We start from the raw sequence: 21,346 nt of genomic DNA, 5'->3' as shown, positions 1-21,346 counted from the left end.
CTGGGAGGGATTAGGGGCAGTGAGATACGGTCGCCGCATGACGAACAGCGTTGGCATGCGGCAGTGGTTCGACAATCCAGCCAAGGAGGTTCTCTCTGGCCTGGTGGTGGCTTTCGCCATGATTCCGGAAGCGATTGCCTTTTCCGGCATCGCTCATGTTGACCCTCAGGTGGGTCTCTTCGGGGCTTTTTGCCTGTCGGTGACGATCGCGTTCGTGGGCGGTCGCACAGCCATGATCACCTCGGCCACAGGCTCCACGGCCCTGCTGATGACCAGCTTGGTGGCCAGTGGGAATGCCCGCGGCCTTGAGCTTGGTGTGGAAGGCCTTGGCCTGCAATATCTGCTTGTAGCAGGCATTCTCACCGGTGTGCTCCAAATTCTCTGGGGTTACCTGCGCCTGGCCCACCAGATGCGTTTTGTACCCCAGGGGGTGCTGAGTGGATTCGTTAATGCCCTAGCCCTGCTGATTTTTCAGGCACAGCTTCCGCAGTTGGGAATCAATTTGCAATTCGGAGAGCACGGCGACCACGGTGGTCAGGCAGTGCTGGCTGCAGCACAAATTCCGACCGTTGGATTGCTGGTGGTCTTGGGATTGGTGATCATCTACGGACTCCCCAGGTTGACCAGGCTTATCCCATCACAGCTGGTGGCGATCGTGGTGCTGACCGTCATCAGCATCAACCTCAATCTGGACATCCCAACGGTTAAAAGCCTGGGGCAACTGCCTGGCAATCTGCCGATCCCCAGTCTTCCTTTCGGGGCTTTAACCGATGGCAAGGTTCCCTTCAGCCTGGCGACGTTTGGCATCGTCTTGCCCACAGCCCTGTCGATCTCTCTCGTCGGCCTGATGGAGACCTTCCTGACCCAGGACATCTTGGACGACAAGACCGACACCACATCCAACAAGAACCGTGAGGCGCAGGGGCAGGGCATTGCCAACCTCGTCTCGTCGCTGTTCGGAGGGATGGCGGGCTGCGCACTGGTAGGGCAGTCGGTGATGAACATCGACAACGGAGGACGAGGTCGCTTCTCGACCCTGTTCTCTGGCGTCAGCCTGATGGCCATGATCCTTCTGGCCAGAGGCTGGGTGCAACAGATCCCGATGGCTGCTCTGGTGGCAGTGATGATCAGCATCGCCGTCAGCACAGCAGATATCAATGGGTTGCGTGCGATCCTCCGCATTCCCAAAAGCGACACCGCTGTGATGGTGATGACCTTTGCGGTGACGATGCTCACAACCCCCCACAACCTTGCCCTAGGCGTGTTGGCAGGTGTAGCGCTCGCCGCTCTGCTGTTCAGCAGAAAGGTGGCGAAGGTGATCAAGGTGGATGTCGAGGACATCGCCCCAGACCACCGTCGTTATCGGGTCACAGGCCAGTTGTTCTTTGTGAGCAAGGTGTATTTCCTCCAGGGCTTTGATGTCCATCAACATCCGCCGCGGATCACGATCGATCTCAGCAACCTGCACATCTGGGACCAAACCGGTGTCGCTGCCCTCAAGCAACTCACCCGCAAGCTGGAACGTGGAGGATCAGTGGTGACCGTGGAGGGCCTCAACCGTGAAAGTCTTGATCTGCTCGAACGGATCGGCTCTCAGCCGGAAGCAGCTCACGGTTAGAGACGTCCGGAGGCCTTCCCTGGCCTCCACAACAATCAGCGCAACGTCAGTAGTTCAGTCATCAAGCTGATCAATCGGCTGTTGGCAGACCGACGAGGCAAGTGTCGAGATCAGCTTTCATCACCTGATGCCGTTCCTGAAGCGCAGGATCGGCATCGAGAGCCTGCAGATATTGATCGGTCACGTCAACGCCAATGCCAAGAATCAGACAGAGCGTTTGAAGATCCCCACTGGCAACGGCGCGTTGACGGGCGCTCTCTCTGAGCACACCAATCAGAGCCATCTTGTTGTTGTAAGTGCTCCGTTCTGGATCTTCGGCAGAAAAACCAGCACCAGGCCAAGTGAGGGCCATCAGCATCAACGCCAGCGCTGGCCAGGATCGGCTGGCGTTCATTCAGGCAACCAAGAGCGGAATTCTGTTCACGCTAAGGAGGATGATCCTGTCTGGCCACTAAGCAAATCCACAAAGCGTCTGAGACACTTGGGGTCGCAGCAGTTGAGCATGCCCTTCCGTACCCTCTGGGTCTCGCTCGCCGCTGCACTGATGCTGCAGGCTTGCGCCACCCTTGGCGAAGGCGGTGCCTCTCGCCTGGGTCTGATCCAACAACGTCAAACGCTCCGGTGTGGCGTCAGCGGCAAAATCCCTGGCTTCAGCTTTCTGAGCTCAGACGGCGACTATTCCGGCCTCGACATCGATCTATGTCGAGCCTTTGCCGCAGCTTTCATCGGTGATGCCGATGCCATCGAGTTCCGGCAGCTCACAGCTCCAGAACGCTTCACCGCCCTTCGGACTGGCGAGATCGACCTGCTCTCGCGCAACACCACCTTCAACCTCAGTAGGGATGCGGCTGGCGGCAATGGCGTCAGCTTCGCGCCGGTGGTGTTCCACGACGGTCAGGGCTTGATGGTGAAAAACGCTCGAGGGATCCGCAGGATCGACGACCTCAACGGTGAGACCATCTGCGTGGGCTCAGGCACCACCACAGAACAGAACCTCAACGATGCCTTTGAAGCACGCGGAATTGCCTACACACCAATCAAGTATCAAGACCTTAACCAGGTTGTAGCCGGCTACCTCCAGGGTCGATGCGCGGCCATGACCTCCGATCGCTCACAACTGGCGGCGGCCCGTTCAGGCTTCGCGGATCCGAAGCAACACCAGATTCTCGAAGCCGTATTGAGCAAAGAACCACTGGCTCCCCTGTCGGCGGGTGGGGACCAACGCCTTGGAGATGCAATGCGCTGGGTGGTGTATGCCCTGATCACGGCAGAGGAACTAGGGATCACCAAAGCGAATGTGGGGGATTGGCTCGACAAGGCAAACAAACAGACGGAGCTAACACGTCTGCGCCGTTTCCTGGGAGTTGATGGAGATCTGGGCCTGAAGCTCGGTCTCGAAGCGGATTTCGTCGTCAAGACGATTGCTGCCATTGGCAACTATGGCGAGATCTACAACCGTCATCTCGGCCCGGACAGCGCCGTACCGATTCCACGAGGGATCAATCAGCTGTATCGCGATGGGGGAGCAATGACAGCTCCGCCCTTCCAGTAGTGGCAGTCATGAAAGGGACACGCCGCTGGCTGCTGCAACTCGCGGTGGTGGTGCTGCTGCTCACGCTGATGGGGGTTCTGATCAACAACCTGGCGGTCAACTTGATCCGCACAGGTCTGGGGCTCAGTTTCAGCTGGCTGAGTCGTCCCACAGGCTTCGCCCTTGCCGAGCACGCTCTGCCTTATAGGCCCTCAGACAGCTATGCCTGGGCGTTGCTCGTGGGTTGGATCAATAGCCTCAAGGTGATTAGCGCCGGTCTTGTCGCCGCCACAACCCTCGGAGTACTCGCGGGTTCGGCGCGGAGAAGTACCAATCCTCTGCTTCGAGGACTAGCTGCTCTCTATGTGAGTGTGGTTCGCCAGATCCCCCTGCTGCTGCAGCTGTTTTTCTGGTATTTCGTAGCCCTGCTCGGGCTACCGCAATCGAATCCATCACCGCTGGGCTCCCTCTTCAGTCTCACGAACCAGGGGATCGCCATTCTGGGAGTTCATCTCAGCGTGGAATTCACTGCTGTGCTGTTGGGACTGAGTGTGTTTACAGGCGCTTCGATCGCCGAAGTGGTGCGTGGTGGCCTCGATTCGGTCCCTCGCGGGCAATGGGAGGCCTACAGAAGCCTGGGCCTATCCGAGCGCTTGGGTCTGCGAAAAGTGGTGCTCCCCCAGGCTCTTCCAGCAATCCTTCCAGGCCTCAGCAGTCAGTATCTCAATCTCGCCAAAAACAGCACTCTGGCCATCGCTGTCGGTTACTCCGATCTCTACTCAGTCAGTGACACCAGCATCACCCAGACAGGCAGGGCGATTGAAGGTTTTCTGCTGCTGTTGCTGAGCTTCCTGCTGCTCAATCTGCTCATCAACGCTGTGATGCAAGTGCTCAACCGAGCCGTGATTCGGCGTGGACAGCGCTCTTAAGCTTCGCCTGACACATCGGGCAGCATCATGCCTTCCAAGCCGAAACTCGCAGCCATTCTGCTCACGATCGCTGCCGTGGCTGCGATCCTGCTTCCCTTCCTCTCGGCCACCCTGCTGACGGTGGGCCTGGGTGGCATCGCCTTCGCTGCGGGGATCGGCCAGTTCCTCCGACTCAGCGGTCCGGAAGGTGCCTCAGCCAAACTGTTTCGGGCTCTTTCCGGCCTGTTGTATTGCGCCGCTGCCGTCTGGGTACTGGTCGATCCGATCGACAGTGAGATCAGTCTCACCCTGTTCGCTGGTGTGCTGATGTTGGTGAATGGAGTGATGGAACTGGCGGCTGGTGCCAGCGCTGGAGGCCAGAGCGGTGGTTTTGTGCTTGTGGATGGCCTGATCACCTCTCTACTGGGTCTCTTTCTTGTTCTGGAATGGCCGAGCGACAGTCTCTGGGCACTCGGCACATTGTTCGGCGTTGGTCTGTTCATGACCGCCCTCAATCTGTTCAGAGCTGAGCAATCGGCACCGCCAGCGGGCTAATGCGTGCATGCAAAGCCTTGATCAGGCACTGTCGTTTTTATCCAATCGACAGTGTGTTGAGCCTTGGGGTGATCGCACTGATCAACTGGGTTCTCTGGGCCAGCGTCAGCTGGATTGTCCAGGCAGCTGACTGGTCTGTTGTCAGTACACATCTTCCTTTGTTCGCTACCGGCAGTTACCCGCCTGATCAACGCTGGCGCCCCCTGCTCTGGATATCACTGCTCGCAGCATTGACCCTGATCACATTGATCGTTCCAATCAAGCGTGGATCCAATCGCTGGATGGGGATGGTCCTGCCCTGGTGCTGGGTCAGCATGATCCCGCTCGGCCTTGTCCTCATGGCAGGCGGTCTCGGTCTCTCCAATGTCCCCAGTCGTGCATGGGGGGGCATCAGCCTCACCCTTCTACTCACCGTCTGCAGCGCAGTGCTCGCTCTCCCTTTCGGAATCCTGCTTGCGCTTGGGCGCACCAGTGACCTTCCGGTGCTCCGCCACAGCAGCCGTCTGTATATCGATGTGATGCGCGCAGTCCCTCTGATTGCCGTGCTCTTCTTCGGGAAACTGCTAATCCCCTTGTTCTTGCCTATGCAACTGGAAATCAATCAGGTGCTCAGAGCGGTTGTCGCATTCGCCCTCTTCGCAGCGGCTTATGTGGCTGAAGACGTCCGCGGCGGACTTCAGGCCATTCCACAGACACAGCGTGAAGCTGCTGCGGTGCTTGGCCTCTCGCCCCTCCAGAGCCTGCAGCTTGTGGTGCTTCCACAGGCTCTGCGCATCGCGATTCCCGCCCTGACCAACCAGGCCATCGGCCTGCTACAGAACACAAGCCTGATGGCCCTGCTTGGATTGGTGGAACTGTTGGGCATCGGTCGAAACCTGCTCGCCAATCCGGCGTTCATCGGCCGCCACCTCGAGGTGTATGTATGGCTTGGAGCGCTCTACTGGCTGTTCTGTACTGCCATGGCCCTGCTGGCACGCAAGATCGAACACAGCGGCCCAACCCTCAACGGCCGCTCCGCCTGATCACTGCCTGCGCTGATGACGCACTCCATGAACACTGCCATTAAGGCTCACCACATCTGCAAGACCTACGGCGCTGACCATCGTGCTCTCGACGATGTCTGCGTTGACGTGATCAGTGGCGAAGTTCTGGTGGTGATGGGCCCATCCGGCTCAGGCAAGAGCACTCTGATCCGCACATTCAACGGTCTTGAAGAGATCGATTCAGGTGAACTGGATGTGCTCGGCATCAAACTCGACAATGAGGCAGACCCTCGCCATGTTCAGCGCATTCGCAGGCGAGTGGGGATGGTTTTTCAGCAGTTCAATTTGTTTCCCCACCTCTCCATTCTCGAGAACATCACCCTCGCACCAATGCGTGTTCAGAAGCAGGCAAGGGTTCAGGCCGAAGCAAAAGCGCACAGCCTTCTAAAGCAAATGGGGATCTCAGAACAGGCGGAGAAATATCCCGCACAACTCAGCGGAGGCCAACAGCAGAGGGTCGCCATTGCCAGGGCTTTGGCGCTCAATCCAGAGATCATGTTGTTTGACGAACCGACCAGCGCACTCGATCCCGAACGGGTGAAAGAAGTATTAGATGCGATGCGAACGCTCGCGAACCAAGGAATGACCATGGTGGTCGTCACCCATGAGCTCGGATTTGCCAGGGAGGTTGCCGATCGCGTTCTGTTTATGGATAGTGGGCGCGTGATCGAAAGCGCAGACGCCAAAACCTTCTTTAATCAAGCGCAAGAAGAGCGCACAAGAAAATTCCTCAACCAGATCAACTGATCAAATAATTCGATCAAATAAAAAGCCTGACAGCTGATGAGCTATCAGGCAATGATCAAGGCAACGATTCAATCACTCTTCAACGTCACTAGATCCCTCAGGAATTAAACGAATCACCTTTCGACCAAGCTTGATCTCGAAGTTATCACCTGGATTGAGGTCGAGCATGGCGGTATAAGCCTTGCCGATCAGAAGATTGCCATTGCCCTGCACCTTGGCGATGTAAGAGAGCTTGCGACCGCCTTTTCCGATACCCGCACTGCCGGCACCTAAATCGATTCCCTTCGCATTGAGAAGGGCCTCATAGAACGCCGTGAAATTGACACGGTCCGATCCATCCTTTTTCTGGGAGACGTAACCGCATGCTGTGGCCAGGTCTGTCTTGGAGGCATCTCCCATCTCCTTCACTTTCGCGAGGAGCTCTACGCCAGTCAGCATTGAAAAATAAGCAACCCGATTGTTATAGCGCTCAATAATCGGCCAGCAAGGGCATTGTTTCACCTGCCCAAATGAGACTCAAACCCACCAATCAGGACGCCAAACGTTTGGGCAGACATCGCAATGCCAAAGCTTCGGCTTAGCTCCAGTCGGAGCCAGACCTCAACACTCCAGGCTCCGCAGTTGGCGAAGCGCCTGCTCAGCCGCCACCAGCTCCCGCTCGGTCTGCATCCAAGCTTCATTACCGAACGGAAGGGACTCAACCTGATCAGACAAGGTGAGCCGCAATTGATCCAGACGTCGCATCAACGAAGCCCGCAAGTGGACCACCCTCAGCGGGATGGAGCAGGAAGGAGCTGAAGCGAAAGCCACGACCGAAGCTCATCAATGGACAGTAGCCACTTTGGCACAGGGGTCAACAGGTTTTTGTTTAGGTTTCCGATGCTTAACGGAATCCTCTTATCCTCACACTCTTCGCTGAACTGATTCCCTGCCTGGGCTTGGGGTTCTGGATCGGCAGGCTCAGACCGGGATGGACCCAACCGCTCGCCATTCCTCTCGTGCGTTTCGGCGTGCCCCTAAGCGTGATGGGCTTACTGCTCAAAGGGGGGCTGAACTGGAGCCTGGCCACCATCGCGCTCACTGCCGCCCTGGCCATCAGCACCTGGATGTTGGTGCTGCAAGGGCTTCCCCCAGCCTGGCGACCGGTCAACAGTCCTACTCTTCAGATCGGCTGCGCCCTGGGCAACACCGCCTACTTCGGCATTCCCGTCGCCCTAGCCCTGCTCCCCAGTGAGGCCCTGCCAGTCAGCATTGGCTATGACCTCGGAGCGACGCTGCTGGCTTGGAGCCTCGGCCCTTTCTGGCTCCGGCGCAGGTCTCAAGGTGGAAGATCCGCGCCAAGCCGTGCAGCCGATCTGTCTACAGGGCGCCAAAGCACCATCAGCGCTCTGCTCAGTCAGATCAGCGCCAGTCCTGCCAGTCGCGGCCTGGTCGGCGCCCTACTCGTACAGAGCACTCCATGGAGCGATGCAATCGCCTCAGGCCTGTGGTTGCCTTCCCGGATTGTGATTGTGCTCGCCTTGGTGGTGGTGGGGATGCGGCTGGGTGCCATTCCTGACGCCAGGAACGCGTCCGCCTCTGACCTCGACAAGCGGTCGGAGCTTGATCAACAGCCAAGCGGGGAACTCCGAGCCGCCCTGATTTGCAAGCTGCTGCTCTTCCCCTCCTGGGTCTGGTTGCTGTGCAGTCTTCTACCCCTCTCCACACTCAGCCGTCAGGCCTTGGTTCTGCAAGGCGCGGCCCCCGCCGCCATCTCCGTGCTGCTGATGGCCGAACATGCCGGCAAAGATGCTGATCGAGCCGCGCGTTTGATTTTGAGAAGCACCCTGCTGGCCCTGATCAGCGTCCCGCTTTGGTGGTATTTGCTATTGCAACCGAGCGGAACACTCTGAATGTGAGGTTGAGACGAGAGCAAGCCACGCGCTTTCGCACTGGAAGAGCGTGCATCCAGTCCCTTTGGCACGGAGGATTCATCACCAGCAGATCGCCATCGGCCAGCTCAAGGGAATGGCTGGCAGAACCATCGCGGCGGCGCAGCTGAAAACTGCGCGTGGCGCCGAGCGACAGAGAGGCGATCGGTTGGCTGGGATCAATCTCCGGCTCGTCATCGGCATGCCAACCCATGCGGTCATGACCATCGCGGTAGCAGTTCAAGAGACAGCCGTTGAAACGTGTTGCGCAGCGGGCATTCACCTGCTGCAGCAAGGGCATGAACCAATCTGGCCACCCTTGGCCGCGGTGAACGACACCGCTATAGCGATACGACACACCGCACTCAGCCAGAAAAGCCGCCAATCGAGGTGTGAGATAGCGGCGGCCATACACGAGAACCTGCGGCTGTCCCCAAGCAAGCTGTTGGCTGAGCGTGCCCTGCCAGAGGCGGGCTTCCGAGGGCTTCAGCCAACCGCTATACAACCTCCAGGGCACGCCTGACATCAAACGGAACGAGACAACTGCCACCATGCTGAAGGCTGTTGGGATCGAGTCGTGGTGAGCGCCAGCGAGGGACAACCGCCGCTGATCCTTTCGCTTCTGCGTCCCGAGGCCTATCCCCACCCAGTGGGAGCGATTGAGCTGATCGAAACCCATATCTCTTGGGTGCTTCTAACCGGCCGCTTCGCTTACAAGATCAAGAAGCCGATCAACCTGGGATTCGTGCAGGCGGCCAGCCTGAGCCAACGCCAGCACTACTGCCAGGAAGAACTACGCCTGAACAGGCGCTTAGCACCCGAGCTTTATCTCGGGGTGGTGCCTGTAGTGGGCCCAGAAGGAAAGGCACGCATCCTCTCGGATGACATCGCCTCCGAAGCCGGTCAAAGCGGAACCGTGATTGAGACAGCGGTCAAAATGCACCAATTCCAGCCGCAGAAGCTGCTGAGCAAGCTCCTTGCTCAGGGAGCGATTGAAACCAATCAAATCCATGCACTGGCTTGGGATCTAGGGCATTTTCATCAGATCGCGATTCCCGCCGCCACCGACAGCCGCCTCGGGAGCCCAGACCAGGTGTGCGAACCGGTGTTCACCAACCTGGATGTGCTCAAACGCCTGGCCTGGAAGGCTGACCAGCAGCACCTGCTCAGCAGGCATCGCCACTGGGTTAAGCAGCAACAGCAACAGCTCAAGCAACGCTTTGCCGCGCGCCAGAGGCATGGAGCCATCCGTGAATGCCATGGCGACCTGCACTGCAGCAATATTCACCTCACCTCCCAAGGGCATCTGGAGGTGTTCGACGCCATCGATTTCAACCCTTCACTGCGCTGGATCGATCCAATCAGCGAAATGGCGTTTCTGGTGATGGATCTGCAGACGCTTGGCCACCAAGAACAGGCGATCGACTTACTCAATGCCTGGCTGGAATGCACCGGGGCCTACGACGGGATGGATCTCTGGCCCTGGTATCACGCCTATCGGGCCATGGTGAGGGCCAAAGTCAGCGCAATCCAGGCCGAGCAGTGCATCGAGCCTGAACGGAAGCAACGCTTACTCCAAGATCTGGATCGCTACCTGATCACTGCTGGCACCAATGAGAGGCAAGCGCGGGGAGGCCTCGTGCTGATGCATGGTCTCAGCGGCAGTGGCAAATCAACAATCAGCAAGCAACTCTGCGCCAGTCTCGGTGCCGTTCGCATTCGCTCCGACCGGGAAAGAGCCAGGGCCTTCACTGCCACCGCAACGCATCCAGCGAGGTATTCAGGGAATCGCTATCGCCAGGACGTGAACTCCTGGCTATTTGAGACACAACTGCCTCAACTGGCGGAGCACTGCCTGATGAGCGGTTTCCACGTGATCATTGATGCAACCTTCCTACGTCGGCACGAACGACAAACCATGGCCGCTGTGGCCCAACGGCTGGATCGCCCCCTAGCGGTCGTTCACTGCCACTGCAAAGAGACCACGGCACAGACTCGGATTAACCAGCGCCAGCAGATAGGAAACGACCCATCTGAAGCCGACAGTGCTGTCAGGGAGCGCCAGAAGCAATGGCTGGAGCCATTAGATGCAGACGAGCAACAACGCACCGTTTGCGCTGATGAAACAACCGCTTTCGAAGCGGTTAACACCGCCTTGGCAAAGCTGCTCAAAACCGAGGACGATACGTAACAAGCCATAACGCCGCATCGATCGCGCCTGGATTCTGCCCATAGATTCATGGCATGGGAGCTCGGATCACTGAAAAGCAATTTCTTGAGCGCGCTAAGCAGCGCTTCGGGGATCGTTTTGATTACTCCGAAATTCATTACCGCAGCTACAAAAGCCCGATCAAGATTCGCTGCCGCAAGCATCCAGTGCAGTTGATCTGCATTACTCCGGAGAAACATCTGCAGACAACCGGGGGCTGCAGGCACTGTTTGCGGGAGAAACGGGTTGAATTCCTTGAGCGTGAACTGAATCGCAGCAGCCTGGCGAAACACCCGACAAGCAAAGACAGAACTGCTACCAAGGCATAAAGACCGTCTGACTGCATTCGCAGTCTCTGCCATGCCCAATTCCAGACTGCTGAATGCTTTAGGGCTCTTCATTCCCCTGGTTTGTTCCGCAATAACACCGCTGCCTGTGATGGCAGGAAGTGTGACAGCAGAATCAATCTGGGATCAGAACAACGCCTTAGAGCGTGCTCAGAACCAGGTGCCCAAAGGGCGGACCATCACAGGACAGCACTGCACAGAGCTTCAGGTGCGCGAAAGCTACCGCTACCGCTGCACTGTCACCTTCAACTGAACACGATCCAGTGCAACAAAGCACATCGCCTAGGTATTCAGACTGACCCTCTGATAACAGAACCACACCCATTGCTGGAACAACAGATTGCGGTGTGATCTCCAGAGGGTCTGCGCCTGGTCTGAGTCAAAGTTCTCGGGGGGTGGCACATCGCCACGAGCCTTATCACGCTCCATCTCGGCCTGAATCCGACCAGCGTTGTACTCCGGATGCCCCAAGTGCATCAGCTGGCGCTGGTCCGTGGTTTCAAAAATGGTGTATCCCACCTGCTCCCCATGCGCAAGCAGGCGCAATCGGCCCTGACGCTGCGCTGCTTCCATCGCTGCATCCGGAAGCCCAGCATGGCGACTCTGGGGACAGAGGAAGACGTCATCCTGTGTGCCCATCAAGGCATGGCCAGGCACAAGACTGCGCATCGGATAAACACCGAACAACTTCTGCTCAAAAGCAATCTTGTCCACTCCAGCGAGATAGGCCAGTGCGAATCCGGCCCAGCAGAGGCCAAGGGTGCTTGCACAATTGCGGCGAGCATCCTCAATCAACTCCACCAGCTCAGGCCAGTAGTTGACCTGCTCAAAAGGAAGATGCTCCACTGGCGCACCGGTAATGATCAGGCCATCAAGAGGGGCATGAGCGGTGGCTTCCTCCCAGCTCACATAGAGCTGATCCAGGTGACGTGTGTCCCAGGTCTTGTACGAGTGGCTTCTCAGCCGGATCCAGATCGGCTCAATTTGCAGGGGTGAGAGGCCAAGGGGATGCAGCAAGTTGAACTCATACTGCTTTCCCAAAGGCATGATGTTGAGAATGCCGATCCGCAGCGGGCGGATGTCCTGGCGTTCAGCCAAAACAGGCTCAATCCAGGAGATCCGGTTTCGTTCAACCGCGGCGATTTTGTGATAACTGCGCGGAAGAATTAGAGCCATGACTGCAATGAATCAGGCAATCGCCGCCAGGGCCTGATCGAAATCAGCCTTGATGTCATCGATGTGTTCAAGCCCCACAGACACCCGCACCATCGTGGGGGTGACTCCAGCAGAGGCCTGCTCCTCATCGGACAGCTGCTGGTGCGTGGTGGAGGCCGGATGGATCACCAGCGTCTTGGCATCGCCAACATTGGCCAGGTGGCTGGCGAGCTTGAGGCTGTCGATGAAACGCACGGCATCGTCGTAACCGCCCTTCAGCGAGAACATCAGCATGCAGCCCATGCCTCGGCCGGTGAGGTACTTCTTGGCAACATCGTGGTATGGGTCGCCCGCCAGACCGGGATAACTCACAGACGCCACCAGGGAGTGATCCTGCAGCCATGTGGCCAACGCCATCGCATTCTGGGTGTGACGCTCAACGCGAAGGCTGAGAGTTTCCAGCCCCTGCAGGAGCAGGAAACTGTTGAACGGGCTCACGGCCGGCCCCCAGTCACGCAGCCCCTCTACGCGAGCACGCAAAGCGAAGGCGATATTCCGATCATCAGGGAGGCCGAGCATCTTGCAGATATCGCTGCCAAAACCGAAGGCATCCCAGTGCACCAGGCCGTGATAGGCGGCACTGGGCTGACTCATCAGCGGGAACTTGCCGTTACCCCAATTGAAGGTGCCCGCATCAACAATCACTCCGCCAAGACTGGTGCCGTGGCCACCGATCCACTTGGTTGCACTCTCCACAACGACATCTGCGCCATGTTCGATCGGGCGCAGCAACGCCCCGCAGGCCCCCAGGGTGTTGTCAACGATCAAAGGGATGCCGTGGTCTTTTGCTAGAGCCGAAAGCCCCTCAAAATCAGGGATATTGAAGCGGGGATTCCCCATCGCTTCGACATAGATGGCCTTGGTTTTGGAGTCGATCTGAGCGGCGAAACTCTCCACGGAATCGCCTGCTGCGAATTTCACCTCAATGCCGAGACGTGGGAACTGCACCTTGAACTGGTTGTAGGTTCCGCCGTAGAGGAATGAGGTGGAGACAAAGTTGTCACCCGCCTGCATGCAGTTGGTAATCGCAAGGAACTGAGCCGACTGACCAGATGCCGTTGCAAGAGCCGCCACACCGCCCTCCAGTGCTGCCACCCTTTTCTCGAAGACATCCGTCGTCGGATTCATCAGACGGGTGTAAATGTTCCCGAATTCCTTGAGGCCAAACAAATTGGCCCCGTGCTCTGCATCGTTAAAAACGTAGGAACTGGTCTGGTAAATGGGCACCGCCCGCGCATTGGTCGCGGGATCGGGAGACTGACCGGCGTGCAGCTGAAGCGTCTCGAAGCGATGCGTGGTCAAGGCTGATCAGGCGAGCGTGATCCTGTTCTAGCTGTCGGCATCAACGGCACAACTCCACTCATCAGCAGGCTCGGGCTTGTCGGTCTCAGCCAGGGAAGGCAAGGTCTGCCGAACGAGGGGCACGAAGCGGCTGCGAACCTGCTGCCGGAAGGACGCCGCCGTTGGGCCATCCAGGACTGGATAGGGCTGGGCACCATCTTGATCCAACAAGTGACGCCAACGACTGGTTTCCGTCGCCTTGAGGGTGTCCAGCGCTGCTTTGAAGTCGTACTGCTGCATCGAACCACCATCGGCGGCGAGGCTGACGGCATCAGCGGCCATCTCGGCGCGCACAGCGTCGAACCCCTTGGCCTTCAGGGTGTCGGGGAGACCAAGCACAGGTTGGTAATAGTCGAGCAGGCGTAGCTCCTCCTCAAGCAGCATCGCCCATGCCCCACGGGCCCCCTCGGATAGTCCGAATCCCTGCTCCGCCGCGGTCATCGCATCAAGATGGAACTGCAACCAGAGGTAGTAGGACTTCTCCCGAATGTTCTTCTTGGCTGCCGCCTTGCCGGTCACAATCGCCGGCAGAGCAGCCTCGGCCTTGCGCAGAAAAAGTCGGTCCTCCCGCTCGAGGTTCATCGCACCCCAGCGCTGGCGATAATCCCAGAGTTCGGCATAACGAGCCACCTCATCAGCAGACCAGCCGAGGGCCTGAAGTTCATCGGCGCGATGGGTCAGTTCCTTCGCCACTCAGCTCTGTGTGTTTGTACTTAAGGGCAGCGTAGAGGGCGGTTTGCTGAACGGCTGCTCTCGGCTGTGCTGATGGGCAGATGCAGGCTTGCTGCGGTGATAGCCCTCATGCAACCAAAGGTCACCAGCCGCCGAGGCGTAATGGATCTGCCAGTGATAAAGCCCCCGGTAGGCCAGGGGATCGCGATCAAGCAGCGCGGCATAGCGCAGCACCGCTTCACCGTAATGATCGCTGTTGTTGTAACCCCACAGTCCCTGGCGAAGATCGCGCAGGCCGCCACGACGCACCAAATACCGAGCGGCAGCATGAATCGAATCCCAAGGATCGCGGATGTCTCCGCCTTGGCCGATGCCCGCCTCAGCCCAAGTCGTGGGCAAGAACTGCATCGGGCCCTGGGCATTCGCCACAGACACGCCATCGATGCGGCCCATTCCGGTCTCGACCAAATTCACCGCAGCCAGGACAGTCCAGGGAATTCCTGTGGCCTCAGCCGCGCTGCGATAGGCACGAAGGAGCTGCGCTTCAGGCGCTGGCGATTGAATCCGCCATGCGGGAACACGAGCGGAAGCCGGACCGCGATGCATCGCCAGAAACTCCCGACGTGCAGCGATGTGCTGATCGAACACCCAGCGCCAGCGGGTTGGGAGGGCGTTGCGCACAGCTGTTGCGCGCTCAGGCTCGTGAGACAAAACCCGATAAATCACCTGCTGCTGATGGGCGAGCTGGGGGATCTGATCGAAGGGGGTGGCAGGGTTGCGGATTGCCTCCTCTAAAACGCTGAGCAGCTGGGCAATCGCATCGGCCTTGGTGGGCACTAGCGGATAGTGACGGCCACTTGGGCTGAGGGGCAACAAGGGATCCGTTGGCAGCATCGGGCCTTCAGACGGGCTCGTGGCCGGAACCGATGAGGGAGCCATCTCTTCACCGGAAGGGATGGCAAGGCGCTGCTGGGCGACGAGGGCGAGGGGCACACCACAGCCAGCGACAAGAATGCCAATCCATCGCCGCAGTGAGGTCATGGGAAGAGAAGGAATCAGGGAACCAGGAAGCTGCGGCGATCGTGAAAATCTGCCTGATCTCCAGGATGGGATAAGGCCCAGTAGCTGAGGGCACCCGTGGGATCTTCCGCAACCATGGTCAGGCCGATCTCGGGCACAGCCGAGGCTGGCCAGAAGCCTCGGGGATCCAACTGCACAGTGCAGCGAAGTCCCAGGCCCTGTCGCTTGATCGATACCAGAGGCGGAACAGCCGCCATTTCGGCCAACCCATCCCTGCGGTAACCGCTGAAGTGATAAAGATTCCAATCCCCACCAGGAGACACATTCAGCTCCCAATAGGCCTCACTACCAGGGAGTCCCAGGAAGGCCTCAAAACAGGTGTGCTGCCATAGCTGATCGCAACGCTGGCCCTGCGGGCAACCCCACTGCCAGGGACCGACCAGCTGTTGATCGAGTGGCTCAGCAGCCTTGCGATCACCAATTGGCAAAACGCCATAACTGAGAAGGATCGTGCCGGCCTCCTGCCAGATGATCTCTGCAGTGATCGCAAGGGATGGAGCTGGTTCCAGGCAGTGAGGTTGCAGCCTGCAAACCTGGCAAACCATCGTTGAGTGGCGCGCCATCTTGGCTCAGATCAGGTGGTGCTTGTCAGTTCAACAACGAGGGTCTCAATCGCCTCGAATTGGTTCTCAATGGAACGCATCAAGGCGAACTGCACAAGAGCACGATCCAGATTTTGACCGCGACGATCCACCTTGAAATACCGATCACCCTCCAGATGATCCGTCAGAAAACGAAGACCAAGCTCGAACGGAATCAGGCGAATGCAGGCAGGCAAATAAGCCAGATCAGCAGACGAGAGGAAAGCGCGTGCCACCGAGAAATACCCCTCAAGGATGGCGCGACAGAGGCCGAGATCAAAACGGACCTTGCTCAGGTCGCTGACCTCCTCACCGACCGGATTGCAACAGGATCGCAGGCAATCACCGATGTCGTAGTGCACCAAGCCGGGCTTCACGGTGTCGAGATCGATCAAGCCCACGGCCTGACCACTGCTCTCATCGATCATCACGTTGTTGATTTTCGGATCTCCATGGATCGGCCTGCGCTGCAGCTCTCCTCTTGAACAGGCCGCTTCCAGCACATCCGCCCCGGCTCGACCTTGGGCGACATAAGCGAAAGCCTCCGACAAGCGAGACGCATCAACATCGACATCTCCATCGACACCTCCATTAGCGCCAGACCAAGCCGACAACACGCCGTCGTAACGCTTTAGATACGCAGGCGTGACATGAAACCCTTCAAGGGTGTCGGCAAGGGCCTCCACCGGAAGGTCACTGATCAAATGGTGAAACATGCCCAGGCCATAACCCACCTCTCGGGCATGAGCACAGTCGGTGACAACATCGTGGGCGGTGGCGGCACCGATGTAGCTGATCGATCGCCAGAACTGACCTTCATGCTCCACCCAATGACGATCCTCGCTGAGGGTGGACAGCACGCGTGGCACCTCCCAACGGCGGCCATCCAATTCGGGAAGCCCTGAGGCGATGCGGCGCTGCACGTGGCGCCCCAGGGCGATCAGATTGCCCATCACGAGATCGGGCCTGGTGAATACCTGGGTGTTGATGCGCTGCATCACAAAGGCATCGGGATTGGACTCCCGGGCCAGTCGCACTAAAAACGTGTCGTTGACATTGCCTGATCCGATGGCATCGATGGCATCAATCTGATCCGGTGGGTGAAAACGACCGGCAATCACCTCCAGAGAGCGAGTAGCAGAGGAGGAAGCCAGGGTCACACGATTCGCATGCGTCTCAGACCGCAACCTTGGCGGGTTGAAGCCTGAGATTCAGGCAGCAGTGTGCAGAACCTCAGGCGTTATACGGGCAAGCGAGCAGAGAATCAGCGCCAGTTGTCAGTCTTTCGCCCAGCGCTGATTGCAACGGCTGCTGCATTTCATCTCGCCATCGGGGTAGTCGAAACCAGCTCGCCGCGCGTTCTTTTCCACTTCAGCAGGGTTGGAACCGCTGAAAGAACGGGTCGTTTTGGCTTCAACCGGAGACACCACGGCTGAAACGACCCCAACACTGATCGCCAGCGACAACGTTCCAGTGGTGAGAAGACGGTTAAGAACCATCAGCGAGATTTCGAGGCCCTTTCATCTTCGCGCCATTCGCCAACCATGACAGCGCAAGGCAGCATGGGCGCAACTCCGTTGTTCCTCGTTCCACCGTGCCTCGTCTGCTTCACACCGCTGACTGGCAGATCGGCAAGCCCTATCGATGGATCACTGATCCGGAACGCCGCAGCCGTCTGCAGCGGACACGACTCGTCGCAATCGAGCAGATCATCGAACAAGCCGCAAATCATGCGGTTGATGTGGTGATGGTGGCTGGCGACCTGTTCGACAGCAGCACCGTGGACGGTGCCCTGGTGATGGAGGTGCTCGAACTGATTGGGTCAATCAACATTCCGGTGCTGGTTATTCCCGGAAACCATGACCACGGTGGCGCCGGTGGCGTCTGGCGCCGAGGCGATGTGCAGGTGGAAATGCAGCAACGGGCCGCCAATCTCCATCTGCTCCTCGAGCCCGTTCCGTTGGAAATCGCCGGCTTCACCGTGCTGCCTTGCCCCTTACGGCGCCAGCACGAGAGCGTCAGTCCTGGCGCCTGGATCGAGACTCTCGACTGGAGCCAACTCAAGCCAGATCTCGCCCGCATCGTGCTGGCCCATGGCTCGATCCAAGGCTTCACAGCCACCGACTACGCATCCATTCACAACGAAGACGACGTCGCCCAGACAGACAGCAAACGACCCCAAGCAGTCAATCAGCTCAACCCATCCCGTTGGGATGTCGAGGCCTATGACTATCTCGCCCTCGGCGATTGGCATGCTCTCAAGGCGGTAGGTCCAAAAGGCTGGTATTGCGGCACCCCCGAACCTGACCGCTTTCCCACCAGCAGCGACGACCAACGCAACCAGGTGCTGATCGCCGATGTGGAGCGCGGTCAATCCCCGGATGTCCGGCCGGTGTGCACCGCTGGGATGCACTGGCATAGCGAACGGATCAGCCTCCGCAGCGGCAAGGATCTCGAACGCGTCAAACAACGGATCCAAACCCTCACCGGCAGCAGAGTTGGACGGGACCTACTCCGCCTGGAGCTCGATGGACAGCTGGGCCTTGAGGATCACCACGCCTTGCAGCACTGGCTCGATCGACTACGCACCCGGCTGCTCCACCTCAGGATCCGCGGACATTGTCACCGCCGCCCTGAGGCCTCGGAACTCTCCGAACTGTTGGATCGAAGCAACGCTCCCCTCATGCGCTCGATTGCCCAGACGCTTCAGACCAAGCTCGAGCAGACCGACCCGACGGACTCTGAACAGATTTCCCTACTGGAGACATCACTGTGCGAACTGCACAGGCTTTATCAGGCGGCGGAAGCGGAGGAAGCGTTGGAGGCCGCCGCATGAAATTGCTGCATTGCAGGCTCAGCAGCGTTCGCCGACATCGTGAGCTGACGCTGGCCTTTGATCCTGGACTCACCTTGATCACAGGTGCCAACGAAACCGGCAAGAGCTCCCTGGTGGAGGCCCTGCACCGCACCCTTTTCCTTCGGGCCACTGCCACTGGGGCCCCAGTGCAGCGAATGCGCTCCCTTCAGCACCCTGGCCATCCTCAGGTTGACCTCCAGTTTCAAGCCCGCGGACGAGAGTGGGCCCTCCAAAAACGGTTTAGCGGGCAGAGCGGCACGACCAGCCTGAAGGGGACTGGGGAAGCACCTCGGCTGGGAGCAGAAGCCGAGGAACATCTGGCAACCTTGCTCGGCGTGGAGGAGATCATCGGCAGCCGCCAAGCCGGACGTGTATTACCCAGCCGCTGGGCCCATCTGTGGGTCATGCAAGGAGAGGCCGGCAGAGATCTGCTCCAACTCGGTGGTGAGTATTACGACCTCCACGGTCTAATTGAGCAATTGGAGCAACGGGCTGATGCCGCACTGCAATCCCCTCTTGATCAACAGCTGCATCGTCAACTCGAACAGTTGGTGAGTTCGAGTCTCACCAGCCGCGGCACACGCCATCAGAGCCGGCTTTGGCAGTGTGAACAGGCGTTGGAGGAGCGTCGCCTCCAGCTGGATGCCGCCACCGCGGACCTGGAGCGTTATGAACAGGCCAACGCCGCGTTGGATGCGATTGAAGACAAGCAGCGTCAACTCGAGCAGGTTCAGAGTCCGTCGTTGGAAGCGAAACGTCAGCGGCTCGTTGCTCTGCAGCAGCAACAAGACAAGGCCTTGGCAGAGCGCAAGGGCGTGGAACAACAACTCATCCCCATGCAGCAACAGCAGAGCCAATTGGCGATGCAGCAGCGCAATCTGCGCCAGACCGAAGAGAGCCTCCAGCGTCAGCAAAAACAACTGAAGCAGGTTGATGCCGAATTAAACCGCCTCAGCGAAACGATCAATCAGGCTGAGGAGGCGGTAAAAAATGCGCGTCGCAACCGCGACCAGCGCGAGGCAGAGCGCAGTGCATTGGAACAGCAAGGCCAAAGGCTCAGGCGCCTGGAAGAACACAAGCAACTGCAAGAACGCCTGGGGCACCTGATCCAACAACGTCAGCATCAACAGGCCTGGCAACAGGAGCTCGTCGACATCACCAAAGCCCTGGCCGGGCTGAGGGCACCAGCGCGAAAGGAACTGAACACCCTCAAGGATCAGCAACGCCAACTGGAGGCCGTCCAGGTCCGCCTTGAGGCCATGGCCTCGGTGGTCACCCTCGAACGCAGCGATCAAGAGGTGCGCCTTGATGACGAATCGCTCGCAACAGGTGAATCCCAGCGTCGATCCAGCACCTTTGCTCTATCGATCGGTGAGAACGTCAGGGTGCGCATCAGCCCCGGAGGAGGCGCTGGCCTGGAAGAGCTCTGCCAGGACAGACAGGCGCTTCAGGATGCGATTGCAACAAGCCTCAAAACGTGGCAGGCCACCAGCCTTGAGGAACTCGATGGGCGCTTTGAAAAGCGAATGCAACTGCACACCCGTGAATCCCTGTTGAAGCAGCAGCGATCGTCCGCAGGCACTGACGAGGGCCTGGAGAGGGACGAACAGACCCTGCGGCAGCGGCTGCGTGATCTTGACGAGGAACTGTCAGACGAGGAACTGTCAGACGAGGAACTGACAACAGTGGATCCCTCACTGCCAGAGTCCAGCAGCAGCCGGAATGGGGACACACTCCAGCAGCAGCTTGCGCACTGCCGCAGCCGCTACCGCCAGGTGAAGGATGAAGGCCAGAAGGCCCAACAAGGGTTGCAGGACCTGGAGCAGAGGTGCATAACCGTCAGCAACACACACCAGGCTTTGCAACTCAAGCGCGAGGGGTTGCTAGCCGAAACCCGCAGCCTCCACAAACAACTGGAGACCATGATTCGCGACCACGGCGATGGAAACGTGCTGACGGAGACGCTGCGGCAGCTCACCGAACAGATCGAACAGTTGCGCTCCAAGCTCTCAGCCTTCGCAGACACCGCAGGCAGCAATGACGCTCAGCGACCGAACGCCGCAAGCCAGTTGGCGACGCTTCGGCAAGAGGAGCAGGCGATGCAGCAACAGCTTCAGAACCTCAGTGCTGAACGAGGTGGACTGCTGGAACGATGCCGCAGCCTCGGCAAAGGAGATCCGTATGCGGTAACCGAAGAATCCAGAACGCTGCTGCAACAGGCCGAACAGGAGCATCAGGACGAAGCACTGCAGGTGCGCGCCCATCGCCATCTGCTTGAACTGTTCGACACCGCGCGAAGCGATCTATCCAGCCGCTACACCGCACCCATTCGTGACGGCATCAGCAGCTACCTAACCCCGCTGCTCAGACACCCCGGCGATGCATGCGCCCTGAACTATGCCGCCAAGGATGGACTGAAGGATCTCAGCCTTCAACGCGACGGACTGATGCTGCCTTTCACAGCGCTTAGTGGCGGCATGAAGGAACAGTTGAACGCAGCACTTCGACTGGCCATTGCCGACGCCCTGCGCTCTGGCCATGACAATTGCCTACCCGTTTTGTTTGATGATGCCTTCACCAACACGGATCCGGAACGTCTCCAGACCGTTCTGGCGATGCTGAGGAAGGCGGTGGACAGCGGCTTGCAAGTGATCGTGCTCAGTTGCGATGGCAGCCCCTATTGCGAGATTGCCGATACCGTCGTCACATTGGGCTAAACACAATCCAGACAG

23 protein-coding genes are annotated in these 21,346 nt (G+C 58.7%); 12 read left to right on the top strand and 11 right to left on the bottom strand.

The window, feature by feature from the left end; all coding sequences use genetic code 11:
* Positions 1-37: 37 nt before the first annotated feature.
* Positions 38-1,618, top strand: coding sequence for a SulP family inorganic anion transporter (locus DXY10_RS01865; protein ID WP_115015489.1), 1,581 nt, complete (start codon positions 38-40; stop codon positions 1,616-1,618).
* Positions 1,619-1,688: 70 nt separating this feature from the next.
* On the opposite strand, the gene DXY10_RS01860 is transcribed toward DXY10_RS01865, so the two are convergent.
* A complete protein-coding gene (locus tag DXY10_RS01860; RefSeq protein WP_206749684.1) occupies positions 1,689-1,970 on the bottom strand; it encodes a hypothetical protein in 282 nt (93 codons plus the stop codon).
* Between the two features lie 150 nt (positions 1,971-2,120).
* On the opposite strand from DXY10_RS01860, the gene DXY10_RS01855 reads away from it, so the two are divergent.
* Genes DXY10_RS01855 through DXY10_RS01835 form a run of 5 tightly spaced genes read left to right on the top strand, consistent with a single transcriptional unit; the run spans position 2,121 to position 6,402 of the window.
* Positions 2,121-3,170, top strand: a complete 1,050-nt coding sequence (locus tag DXY10_RS01855; RefSeq protein ID WP_115015485.1) for an amino acid ABC transporter substrate-binding protein — start codon at positions 2,121-2,123, stop codon at positions 3,168-3,170.
* 8 nt (positions 3,171-3,178) lie between these two features.
* Complete coding sequence (locus DXY10_RS01850; protein WP_115015484.1) at positions 3,179-4,078, top strand: ABC transporter permease subunit; 900 nt, start codon at positions 3,179-3,181, stop codon at positions 4,076-4,078.
* A gap of 27 nt (positions 4,079-4,105) precedes the next feature.
* A complete protein-coding gene (locus DXY10_RS01845; protein ID WP_115015482.1) occupies positions 4,106-4,612 on the top strand; it encodes an HdeD family acid-resistance protein in 507 nt (168 codons plus the stop codon).
* Positions 4,612-5,634, top strand: a complete 1,023-nt coding sequence (locus tag DXY10_RS01840; protein ID WP_115015481.1) for an amino acid ABC transporter permease — start codon at positions 4,612-4,614, stop codon at positions 5,632-5,634. The genes DXY10_RS01845 and DXY10_RS01840 overlap by 1 nt, the downstream gene beginning before the upstream one ends.
* 27 nt (positions 5,635-5,661) lie before the next feature.
* Positions 5,662-6,402, top strand: coding sequence for an amino acid ABC transporter ATP-binding protein (locus tag DXY10_RS01835; protein WP_115015479.1), 741 nt, complete (start codon positions 5,662-5,664; stop codon positions 6,400-6,402).
* Positions 6,403-6,474: 72 nt separating this feature from the next.
* Here DXY10_RS01835 and DXY10_RS01830 read toward each other — a convergent pair whose 3' ends face one another.
* Together DXY10_RS01830 and DXY10_RS01825 are read right to left on the bottom strand one after the other, a co-directional pair.
* Positions 6,475-6,840, bottom strand: a complete 366-nt coding sequence (locus DXY10_RS01830) for an AbrB family transcriptional regulator (protein WP_115015478.1) — start codon at positions 6,838-6,840, stop codon at positions 6,475-6,477.
* 162 nt (positions 6,841-7,002) lie between these two features.
* The gene (locus DXY10_RS01825) at positions 7,003-7,170 is read right to left on the bottom strand and encodes a hypothetical protein (protein ID WP_206749685.1); all 168 of its coding nucleotides are present in this window, start codon (positions 7,168-7,170) and stop codon (positions 7,003-7,005) included.
* Between the two features lie 170 nt (positions 7,171-7,340).
* Here DXY10_RS01825 and DXY10_RS01820 point away from each other — a divergent pair, with 170 nt between their 5' ends.
* The gene (locus DXY10_RS01820) at positions 7,341-8,294 is read left to right on the top strand and encodes an AEC family transporter (RefSeq protein ID WP_244281882.1); all 954 of its coding nucleotides are present in this window, start codon (positions 7,341-7,343) and stop codon (positions 8,292-8,294) included.
* On the opposite strand, the gene DXY10_RS01815 is transcribed toward DXY10_RS01820, so the two are convergent.
* Positions 8,242-8,865, bottom strand: a complete 624-nt coding sequence (locus DXY10_RS01815) for an alpha-ketoglutarate-dependent dioxygenase AlkB (RefSeq protein ID WP_244281881.1) — start codon at positions 8,863-8,865, stop codon at positions 8,242-8,244. The genes DXY10_RS01820 and DXY10_RS01815 overlap by 53 nt on opposite strands.
* Positions 8,866-8,889: 24 nt before the next feature.
* Here DXY10_RS01815 and DXY10_RS01810 point away from each other — a divergent pair, with 24 nt between their 5' ends.
* Genes DXY10_RS01810 through DXY10_RS01800 form a run of 3 tightly spaced genes read left to right on the top strand, consistent with a single transcriptional unit; the run spans position 8,890 to position 11,121 of the window.
* Positions 8,890-10,503: a bifunctional aminoglycoside phosphotransferase/ATP-binding protein gene (locus tag DXY10_RS01810; protein ID WP_170955656.1), complete on the top strand. Its 1,614-nt coding sequence runs from the start codon at positions 8,890-8,892 to the stop codon at positions 10,501-10,503.
* Between the two features lie 53 nt (positions 10,504-10,556).
* Positions 10,557-10,850 (top strand): hypothetical protein, encoded by a 294-nt coding sequence (locus tag DXY10_RS01805; RefSeq protein WP_115015470.1) that lies wholly within the window; start codon positions 10,557-10,559, stop codon positions 10,848-10,850.
* Between the two features lie 31 nt (positions 10,851-10,881).
* Positions 10,882-11,121: a hypothetical protein gene (locus DXY10_RS01800; RefSeq protein WP_115015469.1), complete on the top strand. Its 240-nt coding sequence runs from the start codon at positions 10,882-10,884 to the stop codon at positions 11,119-11,121.
* A 29-nt stretch (positions 11,122-11,150) separates the two neighbouring features.
* Here the strand turns inward: DXY10_RS01800 and DXY10_RS01795 are convergent, their stop codons facing one another.
* The 7 genes from DXY10_RS01795 to DXY10_RS01765 all read right to left on the bottom strand — a co-directional run bounded on the left by DXY10_RS01795 (position 11,151) and on the right by DXY10_RS01765 (position 17,256).
* Positions 11,151-12,044, bottom strand: a complete 894-nt coding sequence (locus DXY10_RS01795; RefSeq protein WP_115015467.1) for a homoserine O-succinyltransferase — start codon at positions 12,042-12,044, stop codon at positions 11,151-11,153.
* A 12-nt stretch (positions 12,045-12,056) separates the two neighbouring features.
* Positions 12,057-13,385 carry an O-acetylhomoserine aminocarboxypropyltransferase/cysteine synthase family protein gene (locus DXY10_RS01790; protein ID WP_115015465.1) on the bottom strand — a complete coding sequence of 443 codons (1,329 nt, stop codon included), beginning with the start codon at positions 13,383-13,385 and terminating at the stop codon, positions 12,057-12,059.
* A 27-nt stretch (positions 13,386-13,412) separates the two neighbouring features.
* Complete coding sequence (locus DXY10_RS01785) at positions 13,413-14,117, bottom strand: hypothetical protein (RefSeq protein WP_115015464.1); 705 nt, start codon at positions 14,115-14,117, stop codon at positions 13,413-13,415.
* The gene (locus DXY10_RS01780) at positions 14,118-15,137 is read right to left on the bottom strand and encodes a lytic transglycosylase domain-containing protein (protein ID WP_115015462.1); all 1,020 of its coding nucleotides are present in this window, start codon (positions 15,135-15,137) and stop codon (positions 14,118-14,120) included.
* 14 nt (positions 15,138-15,151) lie between these two features.
* Complete coding sequence (locus DXY10_RS01775; protein ID WP_244281880.1) at positions 15,152-15,721, bottom strand: DOMON-like domain-containing protein; 570 nt, start codon at positions 15,719-15,721, stop codon at positions 15,152-15,154.
* Between the two features lie 29 nt (positions 15,722-15,750).
* Positions 15,751-16,917, bottom strand: a complete 1,167-nt coding sequence (locus DXY10_RS01770; RefSeq protein ID WP_115015459.1) for a phosphotransferase enzyme family protein — start codon at positions 16,915-16,917, stop codon at positions 15,751-15,753.
* Between the two features lie 117 nt (positions 16,918-17,034).
* Positions 17,035-17,256, bottom strand: a complete 222-nt coding sequence (locus tag DXY10_RS01765) for a hypothetical protein (protein WP_115015457.1) — start codon at positions 17,254-17,256, stop codon at positions 17,035-17,037.
* Positions 17,257-17,351: 95 nt separating this feature from the next.
* Here DXY10_RS01765 and DXY10_RS01760 point away from each other — a divergent pair, with 95 nt between their 5' ends.
* Together DXY10_RS01760 and DXY10_RS01755 are read left to right on the top strand one after the other, a co-directional pair.
* Positions 17,352-18,593: a DNA repair exonuclease gene (locus DXY10_RS01760; protein ID WP_115015456.1), complete on the top strand. Its 1,242-nt coding sequence runs from the start codon at positions 17,352-17,354 to the stop codon at positions 18,591-18,593.
* A complete protein-coding gene (locus DXY10_RS01755; RefSeq protein WP_115015454.1) occupies positions 18,590-21,331 on the top strand; it encodes an AAA family ATPase in 2,742 nt (913 codons plus the stop codon). The genes DXY10_RS01760 and DXY10_RS01755 overlap by 4 nt, the downstream gene beginning before the upstream one ends.
* The last annotated feature ends 15 nt before the right edge of the window (positions 21,332-21,346 follow it).

This window comes from Synechococcus sp. UW140 (genome assembly GCF_900474295.1).
In the GTDB taxonomy this organism is placed as follows: Bacteria; Cyanobacteriota; Cyanobacteriia; order PCC-6307; family Cyanobiaceae; genus Synechococcus_C.
The sequence above is the reverse complement of the archived record's forward strand: the minus strand, read 5'-3'. Positions and strand labels throughout refer to the sequence as shown.